Origin of the sequence: Mycobacterium sp. 852002-51961_SCH5331710, from assembly GCF_001665535.1 — a bacterium.
Classification (GTDB): domain Bacteria; phylum Actinomycetota; class Actinomycetes; order Mycobacteriales; family Mycobacteriaceae; genus Mycobacterium.
The window spans coordinates 100,750-125,247 of the sequence record NZ_LZSQ01000106.1; the positions used below are offsets into that span (position 1 = coordinate 100,750).

The following is a 24,498-nucleotide window of genomic DNA, read 5'->3' on the forward strand; positions in this document are numbered from 1 at the left end:
CCGCCACCGGATGACCGGGATCCCACCCGAGTGCGTCGACCAGTACACCTGCCTGGCCGCCAACATCAGCTTCAACCTGGACGGGTTGCGAGACGGCTTCTGGCAGTTGACGATCGACGGCCTGTCCTGGGGCGCGATCTACGCACTGGTGGCGGTCGGCTACACGCTGGTCTACGGCGTGCTGAAACTGATCAACTTCGCGCATTCGGAAGTGTTCATGTTCGGCATGTTCGGCGCGTACTTCTGCCTCGACATGATCCTGGGCTTCACGCCGAGCGGTAACACCTACAACAAAGGTGTCGCGCTCACGATCCTGTATCTGGCGATCGCGATGCTGTTCGCGATGGCGGTATCCGGAGCAACCGCAATCGGTTTGGAGGCGGTGGCGTACCGGCCGCTACGCCGCCGCAAGGCCGAACGCCTGTCGTTCCTGATCACCGCCATCGGTATGTCGTTCGTGCTGCAGGAGTTCGTGCACTTCATCCTGCCGAAGATCATCGACGGGTACGGCGGCTCCAACGCACAACAACCGATCCGGCTCGTCGCACCGCAGACGCAGTTCACCGTCTTCGGGTCCGCGGTCTCCAACATCACGCTGATCATCGTCGGCGCGGCGCTGGTGCTCGCGCTGATGACCGATCTGACCATCAACCGGACCAAGTTCGGCCGCGGGATCCGGGCGGTGGCGCAGGACCCGGACACCGCGACCCTGATGGGCGTCTCGCGGGAACGCATCATCATGCTGACGTTCTTGATCGGCGGTCTGCTGGCCGGGGCGGCCGCGCTGCTGTACACGCTGAAGGTTCCGCAGGGCATCATCTACTCCGGCGGATTCCTGCTCGGCATCAAGGCGTTCTCGGCCGCGGTCCTCGGCGGCATCGGTAACCTGCGCGGCGCCCTGCTGGGCGGTCTGCTGCTCGGCATCATGGAGAACTACGGGCAGGCGGTGTTCGGTACGCAGTGGCGCGACGTCGTCGCGTTCGTCCTGCTCGTTCTCGTTCTGTTCTTCCGGCCGACGGGGATACTCGGCGAAAGCCTCGGGAAGGCGCGAGCATGAAGACCGGCGAGAAGCTCCTGGCGCCCGGCGACGCGTTGCGTCGTTGGTGGGACGGGCTTTCCCGCGTACAGAAGTGGGGCTTCGGCCTGGTCGCCTTCGGCCTGCTGGCGCTGTTGCCCCTGTTCCCGCCGCCGTTTTTGACCACGCCGAACATCAGCTTCGGCGGCACCATGGCCCAGTTCGCGATGGTCGCGATCATCGCGATCGGCCTCAACGTCGTCGTCGGCCAGGCCGGCCTGCTCGACCTCGGCTACGTCGGCTTCTACGCCGTCGGCGCGTACACCGTCGCGCTGCTCACCAGCCCGAACAGCCCGTGGAACAAGATGGGACCCACCGGATGGTTCAACGAGCACTGGGCATGGTTGGCCTGTGTGCCGCTGGCGATGGCCATCACCGCACTGACCGGTCTGATCCTGGGCACGCCGACGCTGAGGCTGCGCGGGGACTACCTGGCGATCGTCACGCTGGGCTTCGGCGAGATCATCCGGCTTCTGGCCGACAACCTCGCCGAGGTGACCAACGGGCCCCGTGGCCTCAACGAGGTCGCCTACCCGCGGATCGGCGCGACCGACCGTGTGCCCGACGGAGTCTTCTCGAGCGGCAACTCCGCGGGCGACGCCAACTACGGCACGTGGTGGTTCTGGCTCGGCATCATCCTGATGATCGGGATCCTGCTGCTGGTCGGGAACCTCGAACGCAGCCGCGTCGGCCGCGCCTGGATTGCGATCCGGGAGGACGAGGACGCCGCGGAGGTGATGGGCGTCAACACGTTCCGGTTCAAGCTGTGGGCGTTCGTGATCGGCGCGGCGATCGGCGGGCTGTCCGGTGCGCTGTACGCGGGGCAGGTGCAGTTCGTCGCGCCGCCGACGTTCAACATCATCAACTCGATGCTGTTCCTGTGCGCGGTGGTGCTCGGCGGGCAGGGCAACAAGCTCGGCGTCGTGGTGGGCGCGTTCGTCATCGTCTACCTGCCGAACCGGCTGCTGGGTGTCGAATTCCTCGGCATCAACCTCGGTGACCTGAAGTACCTGTTCTTCGGTCTGGCGCTGGTGATGCTGATGATCTTCCGGCCGCAGGGTCTGTTCCCGGCCCGCGCGCAGCTGCTGGCATACGGCAAGGCCGCACGCGACCTGCTGCGCTCGCCGGAGAAGGAATCCGCGCGATGACCATCGAAGAACTGGCGGGCGTCCACCGCGACATCCAGGCCGCCGAAGGCGAGATCCTGCTGAAGACAACCGATCTCACGATGAAATTCGGCGGGTTGACCGCGCTGGACTCGGTGTCGTTCGACATCCGCCGCGGGGAGATCCTCGGCATGATCGGACCCAACGGTGCGGGCAAGACGACGTGCTTCAACGCGATCACCGGGGTGTACCGCCCCACATCGGGGACCGTCATGTTCGACGGCGCGCCGCTGGGCCGGATCAAACGCCACCAGATCACGCGGCGAGGTATCGCGCGCACCTTTCAGAACATCCGGCTGTGGGGCGAGATGACCGCCCTGGAGAACGTCATGGTCGGCACCGATGCCCGACACTTCACCTCGGTGCCCGGCGCACTGGTCCGAACGCCGCGCCACCGCCGCGAAGAGCGGTCGGCGATCGAAAGATCCGCTGCGCTACTCCATTTCGTCGGGATCGCCCATCGCGGCGAGGAGAAGGCGAAGAACCTGCCGTACGGGGATCAGCGCCGGCTCGAGATCGCCCGCGCGCTGGCCACCGAACCGAAGCTGTTGTGCCTGGACGAACCGGCGGCCGGGTTCAACCCGCGCGAGAAGGCCGCGCTGATCGAGCTGATCCAGAAGATCCGCGACGACGGCTACACGGTGCTGCTGATCGAGCACGATATGCGGCTGGTGATGGGCGTGACCGATCGCATCGTGGTGCTCGAGTTCGGGCGCAAGATCGCCGACGGTCTGCCGTCCGAGATCCGCGAGGACCCGAAGGTCATCGCAGCCTATCTGGGGGTGCCCGATGACAGCCTTGAATGAAAGGCCGAATGACGAGCCGAACGTCGAGCGCCCCGTTGTGCTGGAGTTGCGCGATATCGTCGTGCAGTACGGCAGAATACGTGCGCTGCACGGTATCTCGCTGACGGTGCACGAGGGTGAGCTCGTGACGCTGCTCGGCTCCAACGGCGCAGGGAAGACGACCACCATGCGCGCGATCTCGGGGTTGCTGCCGCTGACGACGGGCTCCATCTGGTTCGAGGGCCAAGACATCAGCAAGGTCAAGGCACACCAAAGGGCGATCAAGGGGCTGGTGCAGGCGCCCGAGGGCCGCGGGGTGTTCCCGGGCATGACGGTTGTCGAGAACCTCGAAATGGGCTGCTATGGACGAAAATTCGCGTCACGGTCCGAACACAGGGAACGACTCGACTGGATTCTGGAGACGTTTCCGCGGCTGGCCGAACGCCGCAATCAGGTCGGCGGCACGCTGTCCGGTGGTGAGCAGCAGATGCTCGCGATCGGCCGCGCGTTGATGGCCCGGCCGCGGGTACTGCTGCTCGACGAACCGTCGATGGGCCTGGCACCGATGGTGATCTCGCAGATATTCAAGATCATCGCCGAGATCAACGCCCAGGGCACCACGGTGCTGTTGGTGGAGCAGAACGCCCAGCAGGCGTTGAGCCGGTCGGACCGGGCCTACATCCTCGAGACCGGTGAGGTCACCCGCACCGGCGACGCCCGAGAGCTGTTGGCCGACGACAGCATTCGCGCGGCCTACCTCGGCGTCGCCTGATCAGCCGACCTCGAAGCGTTTGATCCGCGAGGTGGCGCCCGAGATCAGTTTCACCCGGCTGGGCGCAACACCGAAATGCTGGGCGAGCAGCTTGGTGACGGCCTTGGTCGCCTTGCCCTCGACGGCCCGCTCACGCACGTACACGGTCAGCTCGCCGGCGTCGTCGACCTCGACCAGCGGGCCCTTGGCGCTGCCGGGCTTGACCCGGACCGCCACGATCATCGCCGCACCCACGGCCACGTCATCAGCGCCCACACGGCGAAGACGAGGGCTGCGGTGCTAACGATGTACACCGGCCACGGGCCGAGAATGTCCAACACCGAAGCGGTTTCCGGCTTGTAATTGGTGAAGCCGTAGTTCGTGTCGGCGATCCTGTTGAACACCACGGTCACCACGGCCCACGCTGCGGTGACGACCACCGCCAGTCGGAAGTCTCGCCAGCCGGGCCGCATTCCGCGTCCCCACGTCAGATAGATGGCCGCCCACACCACCAGCAGGTGGATCGCGTAGAACGCCAGGAAGCGGTAGTGCGGAAAGTCGGGGCCCCGCAACACCGGTGAGATCAACGCCTGGACGCTCAACACCAGACCCCAGTAGTAGGTCAATGCGTAGGCCCACTGCCGCTGGGTCCACAACGCGTAGGCCGCGACGACGGTCGCGAGGTCGGTGAGCTGGAGCGGCACCGAACCGGCCAGCGTCGGCGGCACCAGGTTGTAGACCAGGATCGCGCCGTAGATCACCGCGGTCAGCCCACCGAGTCCGTGGCCCAGCCGCCGTGCTTGCGTGGTGGTGGCGCGGCGACCGACCCACACGAGCAGCGCCGCGCCCACAGCGAACACCGCGATGGCGCCCCAGTAGGAGGGGCCGTACGGTTCGAACTGCCTAGCGAGCAACAATCACGGACGAGCCGTGCCCGAACAGGCCTTGGTTGGCGGTGACGCCGACCTTGGCACCCTCGACCTGGCGGCCGGTGGCCTGTCCCTTCAGCTGCCAGGTCAGTTCGCAAACCTGCGCGATGGCTTGTGCCGGAATGGCTTCGCCGAAGCAGGCCAGTCCGCCGGACGGGTTCACCGGGATCTTCCCGCCGATCGCCGTCGCGCCGCTGCGCAGCAGTTGTTCGGCCTCGCCCTTGGGGCACAGGCCCAGATGCTCGTACCAGTCGAGTTCCAGCGCGGTGGACAGGTCGTACACCTCGGCCAGGCTCAGGTCCTCGGGGCCGATTCCGGCCTCGGCGTAGGCGGCGTCGAGGATCTGGTCCTTGAACACCCGCTCCGGTGCATTCACCACGGCCGTGGAATCGGTTGCGATGTCCGGCAATTCGGGCAGATGCTGCGGGTACTGCGGTGTGACCGTGCTGATCGCGCGCACCGAGGGCACTCCGTCGACGGACCCGAGGTGCTTCTCGGTGAACGACTTGCTCGCCACCACCAGCGCGGCCGCGCCGTCCGACGTCGCGCAGATGTCAAGCAGCCGAAGGGGGTCGGAGACCACAGGACTGGCGAGCACGTCCTCGATCGTGGATTCCTTGCGGTAGCGGGCGTTCGGGTTGTCGAGCCCGTGCTTGGCGTTCTTGACCTTCACCGCGGCGAAGTCCTCGAGGGTGGCCCCGTAGAGGTCCATGCGGCGGCGCGCCAGCAGGGCGAAGTAGACGGTGTTGGTGGCACCGATCAGGTGGAAGCGCTGCCAGTCCGGGTCGTTCTTGCGCTCACCGCCGACCGGGGCGAAGAAACCCTTCGGGGTGGTGTCCGCACCGATCACGAGCGCCACGTCGCAGAATCCGGCGAGGATGTGGGCGCGGGCGCTCTGCAACGCCTGCGATCCGCTGGCGCACGCGGCGTAACTCGACGACACGGGCACACCGTTCCAGCCGAGCTTCTGCGCGAATGTCGAGCCGGCGACGAAACCCGGGTAGCCGTTGCGGATCGTGTCCGCGCCGGCGACGAGCTGGATCTGTTGCCAGTCCAGACCCGCCTCGGCCAACGCCGACCGCGCTGCCACGACGCCGTATTCGGTGAAGTCTCGGCCCCATTTCCCCCAGGGGTGCATGCCGGCGCCGAGGATGTACAGCGGTTCGGGACTCATGACGCAGGCCTCCATGCGTAGACGACGCGTTCGACGCCGTCGTCGTCGACGAACAGCGGCATCGTGGTCAGTTCCATCTCCATCCCGACCTTCAGGTCGGCGGCCAAGGTGCCCTCGACGACCTTGCCGAGCACGATCAGCCCTTCGTCGGCGAGCTGCACCGCCGCTACCGCGAACGGTTCGAAGGGATCGGGCGCCGGATACGGCGGCGGGGGAGCGTAGCGGTTCTCGGTGTAACTCCACAGCGTCCCGCGCCGCGACAGCGGAACCTGTGCGAGCTCGTCACCGTCGCACGCGGGGTTGGGGCAGTTGTTGGCACGGGGCGGAAACACATACGTGCCGCACTGGTGGCACTTGCCGCCGATCAGGTAGGGCGCTCCGGATCCGTCGGTGGCGAACCAGCCGTCGATCGCGGGCTGAGTGGAAGCTGACACCGGCTCAGCGTACCGAGTCACGAAGCAGAACTGAAACGTGTTCCAGTTCAGCGGGAGGTTGGGATCGGTAGCCGTCGGCGCGGGGTGGAGTGGGTTCTGCCGGTCGGATCCGCCGCCGGACAACGGAGATCGGAGGAAATGATGGGACTGTTCAAGAAGGCCAGGTCCGCTGACGGCATGGTGCACGTGCGCGGCGCGGGCCCGATCGACACCGCGCTGTTCAGAGGTCCGTCGACGCGGTTGGTGGCCGCGGACGACCCGATCTGGGAGCCCATTCACGGCGTCTCGCTTCAGGACTACGCCGACCTCGCCCGCGAGGCCGGTGCGCGCGGCGTCACCGACGAAGCCGGCATGATCGCGATCGCCTCGGAGCGCGGCTGGAATGCGGACGACACGAAGGCGGCCCTCGACGGTTGGGTGCAGCGAATGGGCCAGTCGATGGCCGTCGGTCAGCAGTTCCGCAAGCTCCTCGGTTACTGACCCCATCGGCAACCGCCCGCGGGCAAGTTGGTGTCGGCGGCGGTGCCTAGAGTAGGGCCGTGAGCCCAGCCACCACCGCCACCGGCAAGAAGACGGCATCCCAGAAGGCAGGGTCGGAACCGACCGACCAGAAGCCGACATTGATGTTGCTCGACGGCAATTCGCTGGCCTACCGGGCGTTCTACGCATTGCCCGCCGAGAACTTCAAGACGCAGGGCGGGCTCACCACAAACGCGGTGTACGGATTCACCGCGATGCTGATCAACCTGCTGCGCGACGAGCAGCCCAGCCACATCGCGGCCGCGTTCGACGTGTCCCGGCAGACGTTCCGCGTGGACAAATACCCGGAGTACAAGGCCGGCCGCTCGACGACGCCGGACGAGTTCCGCGGGCAGATCGACATCACCAAGGAGGTGCTCGGCGCGCTGGGCATCACGGTGCTCGCCGAACCGGGCTTCGAGGCCGACGACATCATCGCCACGCTCGCCACGCAGGCCGAGCAGGGCGGCTACCGGGTGCTGGTCGTCAGCGGCGACCGGGACTCGCTGCAACTCGTCAGCGACGACGTCACGGTGCTGTACCCGCGCAAGGGCGTCAGCGAGCTGACCCGGTTCACGCCGGAGGCGGTGGTCGAGAAGTACGGGTTGACGCCGCAGCAGTACCCGGACTTCGCGGCCCTGCGCGGTGACCCCAGCGACAACCTTCCCGGCATCCCCGGCGTCGGGGAGAAGACGGCGACCAAGTGGATAGCGGAGTTCGGCTCGTTGCAGGCGCTGGTCGACAACGTCGACACCGTCAAGGGCAAGGTCGGTGACGCGCTGCGGGCCAACCTGTCCAGCGTCGTGCTGAACCGCGAGCTGACCGATCTGGTCCGCGACGTGCCGCTGCCCCAAACGCCCGACACCCTGCGCATGCAGCCGTGGGACCGCGACCAGATCCACCGGCTGTTCGACGATCTCGAGTTCCGCGTCCTGCGCGATCGGCTGTTCGACACGCTGGCCTCCGCGGATCCCGAGGTCGACCAGGGCTTCGATGTGCGCGGGCAGGCGCTCGAGCCGGGGGAGCTCGCGGCGTGGCTCGCCGAGCACAGCTCGGGCAAGCGGTTCGGATTGGCGGTTGTCGGCACGCATCTGGCCTTCGACGCCGACGCGACGGCGTTGGGCATCGTCGCCCCGGACGGCGACGGACGCTACATCGACACCTCGACGTTGACCACCGAGGACGAGGCCGCCCTGGCCTCCTGGCTCGCCGACCCCGGCCCGCCGAAGGCCCTGCATGAGGCCAAGCTGGCGATGCACGACCTCGAGGGCCGCGGGTGGAAGCTCGCCGGCGTCACCTCCGACACCGCACTGGCGGCGTATCTGGTCCGGCCCGGTCAGCGCAGCTTCACGCTCGACGATCTGTCGCTGCGGTACCTGAAGCGTGAGCTTCGCGCTGAAAACCCTGAACAACAACAGCTTTCGTTACTCGATGACACCGACGGGGTCGACGACCAGGCGGTGCAGACCGTGATCCTGCGGGCCAGCGCCGTGATGGACCTGGCCGACGCGCTCGACGAGGAACTCGCTCGCATCGACTCACTGGCGCTGCTGAACAACATGGAGTTGCCGGTTCAGCGCGTGCTGGCCGAGATGGAGACGGCGGGCATCGCGGTGGATCTCGAGCAGCTCGGCCAGCTGCAGAGCGAGTTCGCCGACCTGATCCGCGACGCGGCCGAGGCGGCGTACGCGGTGATCGGCAAGCAGATCAACCTCGGCTCCCCGAAGCAGCTGCAGGTGGTGCTGTTCGACGAGCTGGAGATGCCGAAGACCAAGCGCACCAAGACCGGCTACACCACCGACGCCGACGCCCTGCAGTCGCTCTTCGACAAGACCGGCCACCCGTTCCTGCAGCATCTGCTGGCACACCGTGACGCCACGCGGCTGAAGGTCACCGTCGACGGGCTGCTCAACTCCGTGGCGTCCGACGGCCGCATTCACACCACGTTCAATCAGACGATCGCGGCCACCGGCCGGTTGTCGTCCACCGAGCCGAACCTGCAGAACATCCCCATCCGCACCGATGCCGGCCGGCGCATCCGCGACGCGTTCGTCGTCGGCAAGGGCTATTCGGAGCTGATGACGGCCGACTACAGCCAGATCGAGATGCGCATCATGGCGCACCTGTCCAAGGACGACGGGTTGATCGAGGCGTTCCGCACCGGCGAAGACCTCCACTCTTTCGTCGCATCACGTGCGTTCTCGGTACCCATCGATGAGGTCACCGCCGAGCTGCGGCGCCGCGTCAAGGCCATGTCCTACGGGCTTGCCTACGGACTGAGCGCGTACGGGCTGGCCGCGCAGCTGAAGATCTCCACCGAAGAGGCCAAGGTGCAGATGGAGCAGTACTTCGACCGGTTCGGTGGGGTGCGCGACTACCTGCGCGACGTGGTGGATCAGGCGCGCAAGGACGGTTACACCTCGACCGTGTTCGGCAGGCGGCGCTACCTTCCGGAGCTGGACAGCAGCAACCGCAACGTGCGCGAGGCCGCCGAACGTGCCGCGCTCAACGCGCCGATCCAGGGCAGCGCGGCCGACATCATCAAGGTCGCGATGATCAACGTCGATACCGCGCTCAAGGACGCCGGCCTGAAGTCGCGCATGCTGCTGCAGGTGCACGACGAACTGCTCTTCGAGGTCGCCAAGGGGGAGCGGGACGCGCTCGAGGCGCTGGTCCGCGAGCAGATGGGCAACGCCTATCCGCTCGACGTGCCGCTGGAGGTGTCGGTCGGCTACGGCCGCAGCTGGGACACCGCAGCTCACTGATCGTCAGCGTGCCGGTGCGCGGTACCCGGCCAAGGCGTGTAGTGCCGGAGTCGACGCGCGCACTGCGTAGAGGGCGTAGGCCTCCTCGACCAGCATCGCCTGCACGCGCGGATCGCCGAACCCGCGGTCGATGCGGTCGCGCACGAACGCCAACTCGACGACCTGGGCGGCGAACCGCTTGACCGCCTTGCGCGCGGGTCGTCCGCCCTGCCTACCGGCCTGCGCGAGCACCAGCTTGCGCTGTCGAAGCGAGGCCAGCCACGTGGCCTCGTTGGGAGTCACCAGACCGGCCTGCACCATGCCCGGGAGCTTGCCGGCGACGATCGCCTGCTCACGACGGCGGCTCTGCACGCCGAGGACGATCGCCAACGCGAACAGCGGCATCATCCAGTAGAGGTAGACGCCGAAATACCAGCCGATGCCCAGCAGCGACGACCCGTTCCACAGCGCGTGGGTGAACACCGCCGCCAGATAGCCCAGCACGAGGACGCCGACCTTGGCGGCCGTCGTGCGGCGCTGCAGCGCGAAGTAGACGCCGATGCCGAAGAACGTGGTGAACAGCGAATGCGCAAACGGCGCCATCACCAGGCGCAGCGCTGCGGTCAGAAGCGAGTCGCCGAGCGATTCACCGCTGGCGATGTAGAGGATGTCCTCCAGCCAGGCGAAGCCGGCGCCGACCAACCCGGCGTAGACCAGGCAGTCGGTCAGCGAGTTCAGCTCACGGCGGCGCCGTCCGGTCATCATGACCAGCAAGAACGCGCCCTTGGCCGCTTCCTCGATGATCGGCGCGATGACCACCACCGACACCGCGCTGACCCCGTCGGACTCGCCCCGCACGATCAGCGACTCGAGGTAGAGCCCCAGAAGCACGGACAGCACCACCGCGACCGAGGCGCCCCACAGGAACGCGAACGCCAACAGCCGCGGCGGTTCGGGCTCGAACCGGTCCAGCCATACGTACGCCAGGACCACGACCACCATGGCCAGGCTCGACAGGACCAACCCGATGCCGGCGCCCACCGGGTTCAGCGCGGTCAGACCGACGATGATCAGCCCGGCCACGGTGCCGAGCAGAATGAGCACCGCGAGGGGCGCCCCGACCTTGCGGACTTTGCGTTGGAACGGCGGTGCTGGAAGCCAGGCGGGATGCGGTGCGCCGGGATGTGACACCAGAGCAGACTAGCGGCCCGTGGGGACCGGGTTTGTCCAGCATGTGCCCAGTCGAGTAACCTCTACGGGTACCTGTCTGTGGTTTTTGCATTCTTCTGCGGCGGGTAACACCAATAACTCGAGTCCCTTAGTCCCTACGATCAAACCTGTCCGGAGCAACCCACCACATGCCAAGTCCCTCCGTCACCTCGCCGCAAGTAGCCGTCAACGACATCGGCTCGAGCGAGGACTTTCTCGCCGCCATCGACAAGACCATCAAGTACTTCAACGATGGCGACATCGTCGAGGGAACCATCGTCAAGGTTGACCGTGACGAGGTCCTGCTCGACATCGGTTACAAGACCGAAGGCGTCATTCCCTCCCGTGAGCTCTCCATCAAGCACGACGTCGACCCCAACGAGGTTGTGTCCGTCGGAGATGAGGTCGAAGCTCTGGTCCTCACCAAGGAGGACAAGGAAGGCCGCCTGATCCTGTCCAAGAAGCGCGCTCAGTACGAGCGGGCCTGGGGCACCATCGAAGAGCTCAAAGAGAAGGACGAGGCCGTCAAGGGCACCGTCATCGAGGTCGTCAAGGGCGGCCTGATCCTCGACATCGGCCTGCGCGGCTTCCTGCCGGCGTCGCTGGTCGAGATGCGTCGTGTTCGCGATCTGCAGCCGTACATCGGCAAGGAGATCGAGGCCAAGATCATCGAGCTCGACAAGAACCGCAACAACGTGGTGCTCTCCCGCCGCGCCTGGCTGGAGCAGACCCAGTCCGAGGTCCGCAGCGAGTTCCTCAACCAGCTGCAGAAGGGCGCGATCCGCAAGGGTGTCGTCAGCAGCATCGTCAACTTCGGCGCGTTCGTCGATCTCGGCGGTGTCGACGGCCTGGTGCACGTCTCCGAGCTGTCTTGGAAGCACATCGACCATCCGTCCGAGGTGGTTCAGGTGGGCGACGAGGTCACCGTCGAGGTGCTCGACGTCGACATGGATCGCGAGCGGGTTTCGCTGTCGCTCAAGGCGACTCAGGAAGATCCGTGGCGCCACTTCGCCCGCACCCACGCGATCGGCCAGATCGTGCCGGGCAAGGTCACCAAGCTGGTGCCGTTCGGCGCGTTCGTTCGCGTCGAGGAGGGCATCGAGGGTCTGGTGCACATCTCGGAGCTGTCCGAGCGGCACGTCGAGGTCCCGGACCAGGTGGTGCAGGTCGGCGACGACGCGATGGTCAAGGTCATCGACATCGACCTGGAGCGTCGCCGCATCTCGCTGAGCCTCAAGCAGGCCAACGAGGACTACACCGAGGAGTTCGACCCGTCGAAGTACGGCATGGCCGACAGCTACGACGAGCAGGGCAACTACATCTTCCCCGAGGGCTTCGATCCCGAGACCAACGAATGGCTCGAGGGCTACGAGAAGCAGCGTGAGGAGTGGGAGTCCCGCTACGCCGAGGCCGAGCGTCGCCACAAGATGCACACCGCGCAGATGGAGAAGTTCGCCGCCGCTGAAGCTGAAGCTGCGGAGGCGTCCGTTTCGCGATCCAACGGCGCATCACGCGGCGAGGAGCAGTCCGCGGGAGGCTCGCTGGCCAGCGATGCACAGCTCGCGGCGCTGCGCGAGAAGCTCGCAGGCAACGCCTAAGTCATCACGATCGAAGGCCCCGGCTCACCGAGCCGGGGCCTTTGTCGTCGACCGGTCCTGACAGACTGGTGCGGTGCTGCGCATTGGGCTGTCCGGCGGGATCGGCGCCGGGAAATCGACCGTGTCCGCGACGTTCAGTGAGCTCGGGGGGATCGTCGTCGACGGCGACGTGATCGCCCGCGAGGTCGTCGAACCCGGGACGGAGGGGTTGGCGAAGCTGGTCGACGCGTTCGGCCGCGAAATCCTGCACGACGACGGCGCGTTGAATCGCCCCGCGCTCGCGGCGATCGCGTTCAGCGACGAGGAGAAGCGTCAGACCCTCAACGGGATCGTGCATCCGCTGGTGGCCCACCGTCGATCGGAACTGATCGCGGCCGCCTCGGAGGACGCCGTGATCATCGAGGACATCCCGCTGCTCGTCGAATCCGGTATGGCGCCGATGTTTCCGTTGGTGGTGATCGTGCACGCCGACACCGAGACGCGGATCGCGCGCCTCATCGAGCATCGGGGCTTCACCGAGGAGGACGCCCGTGCGCGGATCGCCGCGCAGGCCACCGAGGAACAGCGCCGCGCCGTCGCCGACGTCTGGCTCGACAACTCCGGTACGGCGGGGGAACTGGTCGAGAAGGCCCGTGCGCTGTGGCACGAGCGCATAATGCCGTTCGCCCACAACGTGCACGAGAACAGGCCTGCGCAATCGAAACCCGCTGTGGTGCCGTATGACCCGTCGTGGCCCGACCAGGCGCGACGCATCGTGGCACGGCTCAACACGGCCTGCGGATACCGCGCGGTGCGCATCGACCACATCGGCTCCACCGCGGTGCCGGGGATGGACGGTAAGGACGTGATCGACATCCAGGTGACGGTCAGGTCGCTCGCAGACGCCGACGAACTCGACGATGCGCTGAAGGCGGCGGGTTACGTCCGACTGCCGATCACGACCGACGTCGGCAAGCCGGACGCCCGCAGCACCGTCGGCGAATTCGATCACTCCAACGATGAATCGTTGTGGCACAAGCGGATTCACAGCTCCGCCGACCCCGGCCGACCGACCAACGTCCATATCCGTGTCGACGGGTGGCCGGGGCAGCAGTTCGCGCTTCTCTTCGTCGACTGGGTGCGGGCCAACCCCGGTGTCCAGGCCGACTACCTGTCGTTGAAACGGCGGTTGGCCGGGGAGGGGCATGTCTCTGTGGGCGCGTACGCCGAGGCCGAGGAGCCCTGGTTCCTCGACGCGTACCGGCGCGCGTGGGACTGGGCCGACGCCACCGGCTGGCGACCGTGAGGCGCTAGGCCTGTGGCGGCGTGCCGATTTCGGGCGTCGCGGGCGCGGCCCCGTCGGCCGGCAGGTTCAGCGGCGCGCCGCACTGCAGCACCCCGTACATCGGGTCGTCCTTCGGCCGCAGGAGGCGCGGCGCGATGAACTGGTCGGCCTTGGCCACCACCTGGTCATCGACGAGGATCTCGCAGTGCAGGTTCGAGCCGTACGGCCACTCGATGGAGATCTCCATGCCGGCCAGCTTCGGATCGGCCAGCACCGTGTTCACCTCAAACGTCTGGCCCGGAAGCAGCGTCGGCTGCGCGCTGTTGACGTTCTGGTCGTCCATCTTGTACGCGACCACCGCACCGCGGGACGTGCCGTCCGCACGGGCCCGGTAGATCACGTTGTGCAGGATCTCGGGCGCCGGAGGCGCGGGTGCGACCTCGGTCTCGGCGCTCGGTTGCGCCGTGGCGGCTCCCGCGGACAACACCGAGCCCACGAGCATGGCCGCGGCCGCGACGCCAGCGGTCCACATGCGATTGGTGGGGCCCATGGGACGAGAGAATACCGACCGTACCTGCGCAGACAAATTCGAAGCGGTGTCCATCGGAATCAAGATCGCTGTGTGCAGGCGCTTCGTTACTCGGGCTCCGGCTGGCAGTGCGGGCACCACACCGACGTCCTGCCGGTGATGCGGCCGCGGGCGAGCCGGGTGCCGCAGCGCGGACACGTCGGGTCCGCGGTGTCCCGGTTGCCGGTCAGCCACCGCGGCAGGTCCGGCACCCGGCCGTGCCGGACCGCGGTGTCGAGCACGCGCCGCATCGACTCGTGGAGGCGTTTGACGTCGTCGTCGGCCAGCGCGGGTACCGGCAGTTTCGGCGATAGCCGCGTGCGCCACAGGATCTCGTCGACGAGAAGGTTGCCCAGGCCGGCGATCACGGCCTGGTCCATCAGCGTCGGTTTCAGGCGTCCCCGCCGTCCCCGCAGCAGCTCGCGGAACGTGCGCAGGTCGAGATGCAAGGCGTCGGGTCCCTGCCCGCCGGTCACCTCGCCGATGTCCTCGTCGGCGGGCAGCAGCCACACGCCGCGGAGCTTGCGCAGGTCCGCGTAGCGGAACTCGCCCCGGTCGAGCTCGATGACCAGCCGCACGTGTCTGGTGTCGTCGTCGCCGTCCACGTAGTACGGCTTGCCGGTCATCCCGCTGTGCACCAGCAGCGCGGGACCATCCGTCGGCAGTATCAGCCATTTGCCGTGCCGGCGGGGCCGGCCGAAGGTGCGGCCGGTCAGGTTGCGGGTCAGCGATCGTGCGCTGGTGTTGCGCAGCACTCCCGCATCGCGCACATCGACGCCGCGGACACGGCGCCCGGGCAGCGCGCGCGCCAGGTCCCGGCGGAAGCCTTCGACGTCGGCTAGTTCGGGCATGGCAGCAGTTACTCGTCGCCCCGCCAGGTCAGCGGCATGCCCTGGGCCGCGAGCCAGCGGTTGAGGTCGTAGTCGTGGCGGGACAGACCATCGATCGCCGCCACGGCGGTCTGGACCGCCCGCTCGCCGGTCTCGGGCGTCAGCAGGTTGTGGCGCACCGCGGTGAGCAGTTCGTCGACGTCGTGCAGTTCCACACCTCGCCCGGTGCGGACCACCAGGTCGAGGTAGTGGTCCTCGGACTGCCAGGCCCGCTGACCCGGCCGATAGTCGCCGACATCGAGGTAGTAGTCCTGGTCGCGTTCGTGACCGGGGTTGAAGTGGAACACCGTCGCCCGCAGCCGCAGCGACGGCAGAAGCCAGGACTCCAGGTAGTGGAACTGCGCTCGCCCCGGGGTCGGCCGGGCCATGTAGAGGCCCCACGGATGGACCGTGTAGACGTCGACGGCCCGCACGATGCCCTTCGGATCGGTGTTGGTGCGGGCGGCCAGGTCGAACGTCTCGTGTTTGGGAGCGTGGATGAGATCAGGATAGGGAGGGTCAGCGGTCGGCGCGACCATGCGGGGAGATCGCGGTCTGCAGCGTTTCCTCCAGAGCCCGATGCACGTCGCGCAGCGGCCGGATGTCGCGCCGGGCCCGGCACAACAGGATCGCTCCCTCGACACCGGCGATCACGAGCGTGGCCAATCGCCGCGCCTCGGCGCGACCGACACCCGCATCGAGCAACGACTTCGCGATCAGGTCCTGCCATCGCGTGAACGCCTCGGCGGCCGCGCTGGTCGCCGCGGATCCCGCATGGGCCTCCACGGCGACAGCGACGACCGGGCATCCCGCGTGGAAAGCGCTGTCCTCGAGGATCTCCCGCCAGGACTCGACGAACATGTCGAGCGCCGCGATCGGATCGCCGCCTTTCGTCGCGCGCTGGATCCGGCGTTCGATCACGTCGGCCGCCCAGGCCACCGTGTCGGCGGCGAGCTGTTCCTTGCCGCCGGGGAAGTGGTGGTAGATCGAACCGCGCGGCGCCCCGCTGTGGGCGACGACGTCACGAAAACCGGTGCCGCTGTAGCCGTTCTCGCGGAACAGCAGGGCGGCACTCTGAATCATCTTGCTGCGACTGTCACTGGCTATGACGATCATCATAGTCTAAAGTCTGCACTATGCCAACTGTCATAGTCGAGCGACGCGGTCACCTCCTCCTGATGGGGCTCAACAGGCCCGCGAAACGAAATGCCTTCAACATCGAAATGTTGGAAGAGCTGGGTCGCGCTTACGAGCGGCTGGAACGCGACGACGAGCTGTGGGTCGGTGTGCTCTACGCCATGGGGGACCACTTCACCGCAGGCCTGGATCTGGTCGACGTCGCACCCCGGTTGGTCGGCGGCGTGATGGAGTGGCCCGCCGACGCGCGCAATCCCTGGCGCAACGACGGACGACCGTGGACGAAGCCGGTAGTCGCCGCGGCGCACGGGTGGTGCCTGACCCTCGGCATCGAGCTCCTGCTGGCCGCAGACATCCGCATCGCCTCCGAGGACACCCGGTTCGCCCAACTCGAAGTGCAACGCGGCATCTATCCCTTCGGTGGCGCGACGACGCGGCTGCCGCGGGACGCGGGCTGGGGCAACGCGATGCGGTGGCTGTTGACCGGCGACGAATTCGACGCCGCCGAGGCCCTGCGGATCGGCGTCGTGTCCGAGGTGGTCGAGGCGGGTACGCAGCTCGATCGCGCCGTTGAGCTGGCCGAACGGATCGCCGAGCGGTCCGCGCCGCTCGGGGTGCGCGCGACGCTGACGGCCGCCCAGCGTGCGCTCCGAGACGGCGACACCGCCGCCGAGGACCGTTTCGTCGCGGACGTGGCCGCACTGTTTGCGACCAAGGACGGCGCGGAGGGGGTGCAGTCGTTCGTCGAGCGCCGGGCGGCGCGATTCGTCGGGGCGTAAGTGCTCGTTGACGAGGGGAATCACGCCTGTCGGTGGCGGGTTCTACCCTTGTAGATTATGGCTTTCGCTACTGAACATCCGGTGCTCGCGCACTCGGAGTACCGCCCCGTCGATTCGGTCGTGCGCACCGGCGGACGCTTCGAGGTGGTCAGCCCGTACGCACCGGCGGGTGACCAGCCGGCCGCCATCGACGAACTGGAGCGCCGGATCAAGGCGGGGGAGCACGACGTGGTCCTGCTGGGCGCCACCGGCACGGGTAAGTCGGCGACGACGGCGTGGCTCATCGAGCGGGTGCAGCGGCCGACGCTGGTGATGGAACCCAACAAGACCCTCGCCGCGCAGATGGCCAACGAACTGCGGGAGATGTTGCCGCACAACGCCGTCGAGTACTTCGTCTCGTACTACGACTACTACCAGCCCGAGGCGTACATCGCCCAGACGGACACCTACATCGAGAAGGACAGCTCGATCAACGACGACGTCGAGCGGCTGCGGCACTCGGCGACCTCGAGCCTGCTGTCGCGCCGAGACGTCGTCGTGGTCGCGTCGGTGTCCTGCATCTACGGTCTGGGCACGCCGCAGTCCTACCTGGACCGAAGCGTCGAGCTCAAGATCGGTGACGAGGTGCCGCGCGACGCCCTGCTGCGCCTGCTCGTCGACGTCCAGTACACCCGCAACGACATGGCGTTCACCCGCGGTTCGTTCCGGGTGCGGGGTGACACCGTCGAGATTATCCCCAGCTACGAGGAGCTGGCGGTCCGCATCGAGTTCTTCGGGGACGAGATCGAGGAACTGTACTACCTGCACCCGCTGACCGGGGACGTCGTGCGCAAGGTCGACTCGCTGCGGATCTTCCCGGCGACGCACTACGTCGCGGGCCCGGAGCGCATGGCGCACGCGATCTCGACCATCGAGCAGGAGCTCGAGGAGCGGCTGGCCGAGCTGGAGGGCCAGGGCAAGCTGCTGGAGGCGCAGCGGCTGCGGATGCGCACCAATTACGACATCGAGATGATGCGCCAGGTCGGGTTCTGCTCGGGTATCGAGAACTACTCGCGACACATCGACGGCAGGCCCGCCGGGTCCGCGCCCGCGACGCTGCTCGACTACTTCCCCGAGGACTTCATGCTCGTCATCGACGAGTCCCACGTGACGGTGCCGCAGATCGGCGGCATGTACGAGGGGGACATGTCGCGCAAGCGCAACCTCGTCGACTTCGGTTTCCGGCTGCCCTCGGCCGTCGACAACCGCCCACTCACCTGGGAAGAGTTCGCCGATCGGATCGGACAGACGGTGTACCTGTCGGCGACGCCCGGACCATACGAACTCAGTCAGTCCGGCGGTGAGTTCGTCGAACAGGTCATCCGCCCAACGGGTTTGGTGGATCCGCAGGTTGTGGTGAAGCCGACGAAGGGGCAGATCGACGACCTGATCGGCGAGATTCGCAAACGCACCGAGCGCGACGAACGCGTATTGGTCACCACGCTGACCAAGAAGATGGCCGAGGACCTCACCGACTATCTGCTCGAAATGGGCATACGCGTCCGCTATCTGCACTCCGAGGTGGACACGCTGCGGCGCGTCGAGTTGCTGCGTCAGCTGCGCCTGGGCGATTACGACGTGCTGGTCGGAATCAACCTTCTGCGTGAGGGTCTCGACCTTCCCGAGGTGTCGCTGGTGTCGATCCTCGACGCCGACAAGGAAGGCTTCCTGCGGTCGACTCGCAGCCTGATCCAGACGATCGGGCGCGCAGCGCGCAACGTGTCGGGCGAGGTGCACATGTACGCCGACAACATCACCGAGTCGATGCGTGAGGCCATCGACGAGACCGAGCGCCGCCGCGCCAAGCAGATCGCCTACAACGAGGCCAACGGGATCGATCCGAAACCGTTGCGCAAGAAGATTGCCGACATTCTCGACCAGGTGTACCGGGAGGCCGACGACGTCGAGGTGGGCGGCTCCGGGCGCAACGCGTCGCGGGGACGCCGGGCGCAGGGTGAGCCCGGACGGGCGGTCAGCGCGGGCATCATCGAAGGGCGCGACACCTCGAACATGCCGCGCGCCGAGTTGGCCGACCTCATCAGGGATCTGACCGAGCAGATGATGGCCGCGGCACGCGATCTGCAGTTCGAGCTGGCCGCGCGCATCCGCGACGAGATCCACGACCTCAAGAAGGAGCTCCGCGGTATGGACGCCGCGGGCCTGAAGTGATCACCGGCAGGCGCTTGACCTCAAGTGCAGTTCAGCTCCTAGCGTGAGCGGGTGACCGACACCGCGACGACTGCCAGGGGACGCTGGCGCGATCTGCTGGGGCCGAAATACCTCGGCGCCAGCACCGTGCTCGCCGGTGGCGTTGCGCTGTACGCCACCAACGAGTTCCTCACCATCAGCCTGATGCCCAGTGCGGTGGCCGATATCGGCGGTCACCGGTTCTACGCCTGGGTGACGACGGTGTACCTGGTGGCCTCGGTGGTCGCGGCAACGACCGTGCACTCGACGTTGATGCGGCTCGGCCCGCGGATGTCATACCTGTTGGCGCTCGGCGTGTTCGGCGTCGGCAGCGTGGCCTGTGCCGCGGCGCCCACCATGGAGACCCTGCTCGTCGGCCGCACGGTGCAGGGCCTGGCCGGTGGGCTGCTGGCCGGGCTGGGTTACGCGGTGATCAACGCGGCGCTGCCGGAGTGGTTGTGGACCAAGGCCTCGGCGCTGGTGTCGGCGATGTGGGGGGTCGGCACGCTGCTGGGACCCGCCGCGGGCGGGCTGTTCTCTCAATACAGTTCGTGGCGTTGGGCTTTCGGCGCGCTGGCGATCCTGACCGCGATGATCGCTGTGCTGGTGCCCGTCGCCCTGCCCGCGCGCCGCGACGCCGGCGTCGATGTCCCGCGCACGTTCATTCCCGTGTGGTCGCTGCTGTTGTTGGGCGCCGCCGCGCTGGCCGTCAGCGCCGCGGGCATCCCGCGGAATGCCTGGCTCACGGTCGTGTTGCTCGCGCTCGGCGGTGTCCTGGTGGGCGTATTCCTGGTGGTCGATCGCCGGCAATCCGCGGCGGTGTTGCCGCCCAGCGTGTTTGGGCCCGGCCCGTTGAAGTGGATCTACCTCACCCTCGCGGTGTTGATGGCGGCCACGATGGCGGACATGTACGTCCCGCTGTTCGGGCAGCGGCTGGCGGGTCTCACCCCCGTCGCCGCGGGGTTCCTTGGTGCGGGTCTGGCGCTCGGCTGGACGGCGGGAGAGATCGGCAGCGCCTCGCTGAGCAACACGCGGGTCATCCGGCGTACGGTCGCGGCGGCGCCTGCCGTGATGGCCTTCGGCCTCGCCGTCGCCGGGGTGACCATGCGCGACGGCGCCTCGCCCGCAGTGGTCGCGATCTGGGCCCTTGCGTTGGTCGTGACCGGTGCGGGGGTCGGCATCGCGTGGCCGCATCTGTCGGCATGGGCGATGAGCCGCGTCGACGATCCGGCGGAGGGGCCGACCGCGGCCGCCGCCATCAACACCGTGCAGCTCATCTCCGGTGCGTTCGGCGCCGGCCTCGCCGGGGTGCTGGTGAACATGACCGACGACGGCCAAGCCACGCCGGCGCGGTGGCTGTTGGCGGTGTTCGCCGGGCTGGCCGCGGTGGGGCTGATGGCGTCGACGAGGAGCGGGCGGCGGCCCCGCGAGGCGTAGCCTTCCCGTCGTGGATGCATACACCGCAGGCCGGCTGTGTCGCAGCGTCGATGCGCTGCACTCGCTGTCCTATTTCCTCCCGGAGTCCGCCGAACGTTTCGGTGCGCTCGGAATGCACGGTATGACACCGTATTTCGCCGTTCGTTCCGCCCCGATGGGTGCGGTGTCCGCGGAAGTCGTCACCGCCACATTCTTCAACTTCAACCCCGAACTCGTCGCGCAGTCGATCCCGCATGCCTGGAGCCTGGCGTCGCCGGAGACGGTGTCCGAGACGCGGTACGCGATGGTCGAGGGTGCATTGCCGCGCATCCTCGGCGAGGAGCTGACGCGGTCTCCAGAACTGGCACGGGCCGCCGCGCTCCTGCGGCGGGCGGCGGAGGCCATCACGAACGGCGACGGGCGGCCGCTGTATGCGGGCCATTCCGGGCTGGCCTGGCCAGAATCGGTGCACGGCCAGATGTGGCATGCGGTCACGCTGCTGCGCGAGTACCGCGGCGACGGACACATCGCCGCGCTGGTTGCCAACGGGCTGAGCGGGTTGGAGGCGTTGGTCAGCCATACGGCCACCGGAATCGGGTTCTCGGTGCCGTTCGCTCAGGCGCTGCGCGGGTGGAGCGAGGATCAGTGGCGGGCAGGGTTGGCGCGGCTGCAGTCGCGCGGACTCGTCGACAGCGACGGCGCGCTGACCGATGCGGGCAGGCAGGTGCGGGCCCGCGTCGAGGATCTGACCGACGAGCTCGGATATGCGCCCTGGTCAGCGTTGTCCGACGACGACGGTCATCACATCGCGGTCGTGGCTAAGCGGATCCGCGACGCCGTGTCAGCCGCGAAGCTGTTTCCGTCGGGCGCGTTCGGCCCCCGCTACGGCGAACCGCGTTAGCAATCACGGCGATTGCAACGCTGGGCACGTACCCGCGACCCTGGCACTCTCACTGTCGATGCGGGTGTGGCTGAGCGGATAGGCACCGGCCTGCAAAGCCGTTTACGCGGGTTCGAATCCCGCCATCCGCTCGCATCACGTCGGTCCCTTTGCGGGGGACGGCGAGGTCGACACGGTCATCCGCGACAGCAAATTAACGCTTCCCAACCGAGCTGTGCGACAGCGATATTCAGCGCACTGTCGACACGGCTGGACATCCTTTGCTGTCGCCGGCGTGTGCCACGCCGATGCAGGCGGAGTCGTCGCCATGAGGGCGGCGAGTATAAAATCGTTCCCGGATCGGAACCGATAAATTGTTGCTGTAGTGAGGGATTGGTCGTGAACGTGAAGAAGATCGGGGTGCAAGCGGGGCTCGTCGGCGCACTGGCGTTCACTGCGCTGGGTGTCGGAGCGGGTGTGGCGAACGCCGAACCGGCCGCGCCCAGCACGCCGAACATGACGTGGAAGCTCGACAAGTGGGATCACTGGGACCACCACTGGGATAAGCCTGGTCGCGGACCGCGCTGGGAGGCGCCGGCGTACTGGGAAGGCCCGCGCTATGGCGGTCCCTGCGTATGGGTACCGCCGGCCGTTTCGGTCTGGGTGCCGCCCGCCGTCTGCTAGCGAGCGAGGCCGGCGGCGAACCGCAGGTCGGACACCAGGGCGTCGAAGGCTTTCTCTCGCTCCTCCGGTGGGCCGCGCAGCACCGATGACGGATGCACGGTGACCGCCACCTCGGGGGAGATGTCGATCTCGTCGGTCGAGGGCAGCTTGAGCGCCTCGCCGCGGTGTGCCGTCAGCCGAAACTTGCTGCCCAGCAACGACTGTGCGGCCGTCGCGCCCATCAGCACCAGCACCTCGGGTCGGACGGCGTCGAGTTCGGCGAGCAGCCACGGCCGGCACGCGACCACCTCGGTGCGGCCGGGCGTCTTGTGGATGCGCCGCTTGCCGCGCTCGGGCAGGGTGAACTTGAAGTGCTTGACCGCGTTGGTGACATACACGCGGTCGCGGTCGATGCCGGCCTGCACCAGCGCTTTGTCCAGCAGTTTGCCCGCGGGGCCCACGAACGGCGCCCCGGCCTTGTCCTCCTGATCGCCGGGCTGCTCACCGACCAACATCAGCTCGGCGTTCGACGAACCACCGCCGAACACCACCTGCGTCGCGTCCAGGTAGAGATCGCAGCCCTTGCAACCGTGCGCGGCGTCGGCGAGGGCATCGAGATCGTGGGTATCGGGGACGAACTCTTCGGCGGTGTGAGCTGGCCGTGCGGGCATGAGGTTCGGATACCCGCTCGGGGGCCGGTCACGCTCCACCGCGCCGACTTGATCACCTGGGCGAAGCTGAACTGCCAGCGTTCGACGATGCGGAAGCCCATCGCCTGCGGTACCCGGTACGCGGGCGCTCGGCGGAGTCGCGGTCCCGGATCCAGCGCGTGTCCGCTCTCATGGTCCGGGACGGTGGGGTCGCGTTGCGACACCGTCCACAGCACGGTGCAGGGCCGCAGCCGGTCGGCCACGCCCCAGATACCAAGGTGGGCGTCCCACAACCGATTTCGCTGCGCCGCGCGGCGACCGCGTCCGGGATCGACGAGCGAGGCGTAGGCCTCGGGACGCGCGGCGGTCAACGGGCGGATCGGGCCGGGCGCCCAGTTGGTGGTGTTGTCAAGAACCAGGCAGTCACCGGGGGCGGCGTGCGCCGTGAGGACGTCGGCCACCTGGCTGAAGTCCATCCCCTCTTTCGCGTAGGGTCCGCGTTGTTCGAGCAGATAATTCGGGGTCGCCGCCACCGCCAGCGCCGTCAGCACCACCACGACGGCCTCCCGCGCTTTGACGGCGGCGGTGATGCCGATCGCCAGAAGCAGTGCCATCGCCGGCGAGGTGTAGGTCAGGTAGCGCGGGTAGTACACCGGCTCCCAGCACATCGAATAGAGCAGCAACACGGCCGTTGGGAGCACGATCCACGCGGCGCTGATCGCGACCAGCGACCGGACACCCGCATCCGTCGGCCGGAACCGTCGGATCGCGAGCAGGCTCAGGATCACTCCCGCCAGTACGAGGAATGCCACGCTGTGGTCGAAGTACTGCTCCCGCAACACCTCGGTGACCGTGTGCCAACCCAGCGGCGAGATCCATCGGACCTGCGCGATCTGCGTCCTGCTGTACGCGAGGAGCGGCGCCACCGCCGAGACGGCCACCGCCGCCGTCACCAACCAGCGCCGGACGGCCGCACGCTGAGTCGCCATCGCCGCGATCGCCACCGCGTGCACGAGGACCATCAGCACGACGAAGACGTTCAAGAGCGACGAGCCCACCAGCGCCAATCCATAGCAGCCCCACAACCATCGGGCGTCGCGACGCACCGCGACCACCAATAGCACCGTCAGCCAGACGGCCGCGGCCGCCGTCAGCGCATAGGAGCGCGCTTCGATGCCCGCCCACGTGACCCGGGGGAGGATCGCGAACACGATGCCCGCGCAGACCGCCGTCGTGCGCGAGGCGAAGCGACGGGCCAGCACCACGACACCGCTCGCAGCGAGCCCAATCGCAAGACAGCTCGACAGACGCACGTAGAACTCGGTGACCGGGAACACCGTCAACCACCCGTGCATCAGCAGGTAGTACAGGCCGTGCACCGCGTCGATGTTGTGCAGCAGACCCCACAGCGCAGGGATCGACCGGGTGGAGGCCGAGATCGTGGCGGCCTCGTCGAACCACAGCGACGGCCGAGCCGCGCCCGCCGCCGACACCGCGGTGGCGAACACGGCGGTCAGCACCGCATCGAACCGGCCCGCGCGCAGCGACGCGGCGGGGTCGAAGCGCGCAACGCGCCGCGGTCCCAGCGATAGATCCACGGCCTGTCTCTTATACACATCTCCGAGCCCACGAGACTGCAGCTAATCTCGTATGCCGGGCTCT

At 67.6% G+C, this 24,498-nt stretch carries 23 protein-coding genes and 1 tRNA gene; 14 read left to right on the top strand and 10 right to left on the bottom strand.

Annotated features, from left to right (window positions below):
* Nucleotides 1–10: 10 nt before the first annotated feature.
* Genes A5752_RS18410 through A5752_RS18425 form a run of 4 tightly spaced genes read left to right on the top strand, consistent with a single transcriptional unit; the run spans nucleotide 11 to nucleotide 3,798 of the window.
* Nucleotides 11–1,057, top strand: coding sequence for a branched-chain amino acid ABC transporter permease (locus tag A5752_RS18410; protein WP_067088376.1), 1,047 nt, complete (start codon nucleotides 11–13; stop codon nucleotides 1,055–1,057).
* Nucleotides 1,054–2,223: a branched-chain amino acid ABC transporter permease gene (locus tag A5752_RS18415; protein ID WP_067088379.1), complete on the top strand. Its 1,170-nt coding sequence runs from the start codon at nucleotides 1,054–1,056 to the stop codon at nucleotides 2,221–2,223. Before A5752_RS18410 ends, A5752_RS18415 begins: the two co-directional genes overlap by 4 nt.
* Nucleotides 2,220–3,047: an ABC transporter ATP-binding protein gene (locus tag A5752_RS18420; RefSeq protein WP_067088381.1), complete on the top strand. Its 828-nt coding sequence runs from the start codon at nucleotides 2,220–2,222 to the stop codon at nucleotides 3,045–3,047. Before A5752_RS18415 ends, A5752_RS18420 begins: the two co-directional genes overlap by 4 nt.
* The gene (locus tag A5752_RS18425; protein ID WP_067088383.1) at nucleotides 3,031–3,798 is read left to right on the top strand and encodes an ABC transporter ATP-binding protein; all 768 of its coding nucleotides are present in this window, start codon (nucleotides 3,031–3,033) and stop codon (nucleotides 3,796–3,798) included. Before A5752_RS18420 ends, A5752_RS18425 begins: the two co-directional genes overlap by 17 nt.
* Here A5752_RS18425 and A5752_RS18430 read toward each other — a convergent pair whose 3' ends face one another.
* From A5752_RS18430 to A5752_RS18445, 4 genes are read right to left on the bottom strand one after another with little or no spacing between them, the layout of a single operon-like run.
* A complete protein-coding gene (locus A5752_RS18430) occupies nucleotides 3,799–4,020 on the bottom strand; it encodes a DUF167 domain-containing protein (protein WP_067088439.1) in 222 nt (73 codons plus the stop codon).
* Nucleotides 4,017–4,691 carry a YwaF family protein gene (locus A5752_RS18435; RefSeq protein ID WP_067088385.1) on the bottom strand — a complete coding sequence of 225 codons (675 nt, stop codon included), beginning with the start codon at nucleotides 4,689–4,691 and terminating at the stop codon, nucleotides 4,017–4,019. The genes A5752_RS18430 and A5752_RS18435 overlap by 4 nt, the downstream gene beginning before the upstream one ends.
* On the bottom strand, nucleotides 4,681–5,880 hold the full coding sequence (locus A5752_RS18440) for a lipid-transfer protein (RefSeq protein WP_067088437.1): 1,200 nt from the start codon (nucleotides 5,878–5,880) through the stop codon (nucleotides 4,681–4,683). The genes A5752_RS18435 and A5752_RS18440 overlap by 11 nt, the downstream gene beginning before the upstream one ends.
* Nucleotides 5,877–6,314 (bottom strand): Zn-ribbon domain-containing OB-fold protein, encoded by a 438-nt coding sequence (locus A5752_RS18445; RefSeq protein WP_064395703.1) that lies wholly within the window; start codon nucleotides 6,312–6,314, stop codon nucleotides 5,877–5,879. The genes A5752_RS18440 and A5752_RS18445 overlap by 4 nt, the downstream gene beginning before the upstream one ends.
* 141 nt (nucleotides 6,315–6,455) lie before the next feature.
* Here A5752_RS18445 and A5752_RS18450 point away from each other — a divergent pair, with 141 nt between their 5' ends.
* The gene (locus A5752_RS18450; protein WP_067088441.1) at nucleotides 6,456–6,794 is read left to right on the top strand and encodes a hypothetical protein; all 339 of its coding nucleotides are present in this window, start codon (nucleotides 6,456–6,458) and stop codon (nucleotides 6,792–6,794) included.
* A gap of 143 nt (nucleotides 6,795–6,937) precedes the next feature.
* Nucleotides 6,938–9,598, top strand: a complete 2,661-nt coding sequence (polA, locus tag A5752_RS18455) for a DNA polymerase I (protein ID WP_197500668.1) — start codon at nucleotides 6,938–6,940, stop codon at nucleotides 9,596–9,598.
* A gap of 3 nt (nucleotides 9,599–9,601) precedes the next feature.
* Here polA and A5752_RS18460 read toward each other — a convergent pair whose 3' ends face one another.
* On the bottom strand, nucleotides 9,602–10,768 hold the full coding sequence (locus A5752_RS18460; RefSeq protein WP_067088388.1) for a PrsW family intramembrane metalloprotease: 1,167 nt from the start codon (nucleotides 10,766–10,768) through the stop codon (nucleotides 9,602–9,604).
* Nucleotides 10,769–10,935: 167 nt separating this feature from the next.
* Here A5752_RS18460 and rpsA point away from each other — a divergent pair, with 167 nt between their 5' ends.
* Nucleotides 10,936–12,384 (top strand): 30S ribosomal protein S1, encoded by a 1,449-nt coding sequence (gene rpsA, locus A5752_RS18465; protein ID WP_067088390.1) that lies wholly within the window; start codon nucleotides 10,936–10,938, stop codon nucleotides 12,382–12,384.
* A gap of 73 nt (nucleotides 12,385–12,457) precedes the next feature.
* Complete coding sequence (gene coaE / locus A5752_RS18470; protein WP_067088392.1) at nucleotides 12,458–13,669, top strand: dephospho-CoA kinase; 1,212 nt, start codon at nucleotides 12,458–12,460, stop codon at nucleotides 13,667–13,669.
* Between the two features lie 4 nt (nucleotides 13,670–13,673).
* Here the strand turns inward: coaE and A5752_RS18475 are convergent, their stop codons facing one another.
* The 4 genes from A5752_RS18475 to A5752_RS18490 form a co-directional block, all read right to left on the bottom strand.
* Nucleotides 13,674–14,198 carry an Rv2576c family protein gene (locus A5752_RS18475; RefSeq protein ID WP_067088394.1) on the bottom strand — a complete coding sequence of 175 codons (525 nt, stop codon included), beginning with the start codon at nucleotides 14,196–14,198 and terminating at the stop codon, nucleotides 13,674–13,676.
* 86 nt (nucleotides 14,199–14,284) lie between these two features.
* Nucleotides 14,285–15,067 carry an Fpg/Nei family DNA glycosylase gene (locus tag A5752_RS18480; RefSeq protein WP_067088396.1) on the bottom strand — a complete coding sequence of 261 codons (783 nt, stop codon included), beginning with the start codon at nucleotides 15,065–15,067 and terminating at the stop codon, nucleotides 14,285–14,287.
* A gap of 8 nt (nucleotides 15,068–15,075) precedes the next feature.
* On the bottom strand, nucleotides 15,076–15,519 hold the full coding sequence (locus tag A5752_RS18485) for a ribonuclease FAU-1 family protein (protein ID WP_197500669.1): 444 nt from the start codon (nucleotides 15,517–15,519) through the stop codon (nucleotides 15,076–15,078).
* 85 nt (nucleotides 15,520–15,604) lie between these two features.
* On the bottom strand, nucleotides 15,605–16,168 hold the full coding sequence (locus tag A5752_RS18490) for a TetR/AcrR family transcriptional regulator (RefSeq protein ID WP_082963961.1): 564 nt from the start codon (nucleotides 16,166–16,168) through the stop codon (nucleotides 15,605–15,607).
* A gap of 53 nt (nucleotides 16,169–16,221) precedes the next feature.
* Here A5752_RS18490 and A5752_RS18495 point away from each other — a divergent pair, with 53 nt between their 5' ends.
* From A5752_RS18495 to A5752_RS18520, 6 genes are all read left to right on the top strand, one after another.
* Nucleotides 16,222–17,001 carry a crotonase/enoyl-CoA hydratase family protein gene (locus A5752_RS18495; protein WP_067088400.1) on the top strand — a complete coding sequence of 260 codons (780 nt, stop codon included), beginning with the start codon at nucleotides 16,222–16,224 and terminating at the stop codon, nucleotides 16,999–17,001.
* 57 nt (nucleotides 17,002–17,058) lie between these two features.
* Nucleotides 17,059–19,209, top strand: a complete 2,151-nt coding sequence (gene uvrB / locus A5752_RS18500) for an excinuclease ABC subunit UvrB (protein WP_067088402.1) — start codon at nucleotides 17,059–17,061, stop codon at nucleotides 19,207–19,209.
* Between the two features lie 51 nt (nucleotides 19,210–19,260).
* Nucleotides 19,261–20,664, top strand: coding sequence for an MFS transporter (locus A5752_RS18505; protein ID WP_067088404.1), 1,404 nt, complete (start codon nucleotides 19,261–19,263; stop codon nucleotides 20,662–20,664).
* Between the two features lie 10 nt (nucleotides 20,665–20,674).
* Nucleotides 20,675–21,544, top strand: coding sequence for an SCO6745 family protein (locus A5752_RS18510; protein ID WP_067088407.1), 870 nt, complete (start codon nucleotides 20,675–20,677; stop codon nucleotides 21,542–21,544).
* Nucleotides 21,545–21,604: 60 nt separating this feature from the next.
* Nucleotides 21,605–21,675 (top strand) — tRNA-Cys (locus tag A5752_RS18515).
* A 247-nt stretch (nucleotides 21,676–21,922) separates the two neighbouring features.
* The gene (locus tag A5752_RS18520) at nucleotides 21,923–22,207 is read left to right on the top strand and encodes a hypothetical protein (protein WP_067088409.1); all 285 of its coding nucleotides are present in this window, start codon (nucleotides 21,923–21,925) and stop codon (nucleotides 22,205–22,207) included.
* On the opposite strand, the gene A5752_RS18525 is transcribed toward A5752_RS18520, so the two are convergent.
* Nucleotides 22,204–22,857 (bottom strand): UdgX family uracil-DNA binding protein, encoded by a 654-nt coding sequence (locus A5752_RS18525; RefSeq protein ID WP_067088411.1) that lies wholly within the window; start codon nucleotides 22,855–22,857, stop codon nucleotides 22,204–22,206. The two genes, A5752_RS18520 and A5752_RS18525, sit on opposite strands and share 4 nt — an antisense overlap.
* Between the last annotated feature and the right edge of the window lie 1,641 nt (nucleotides 22,858–24,498).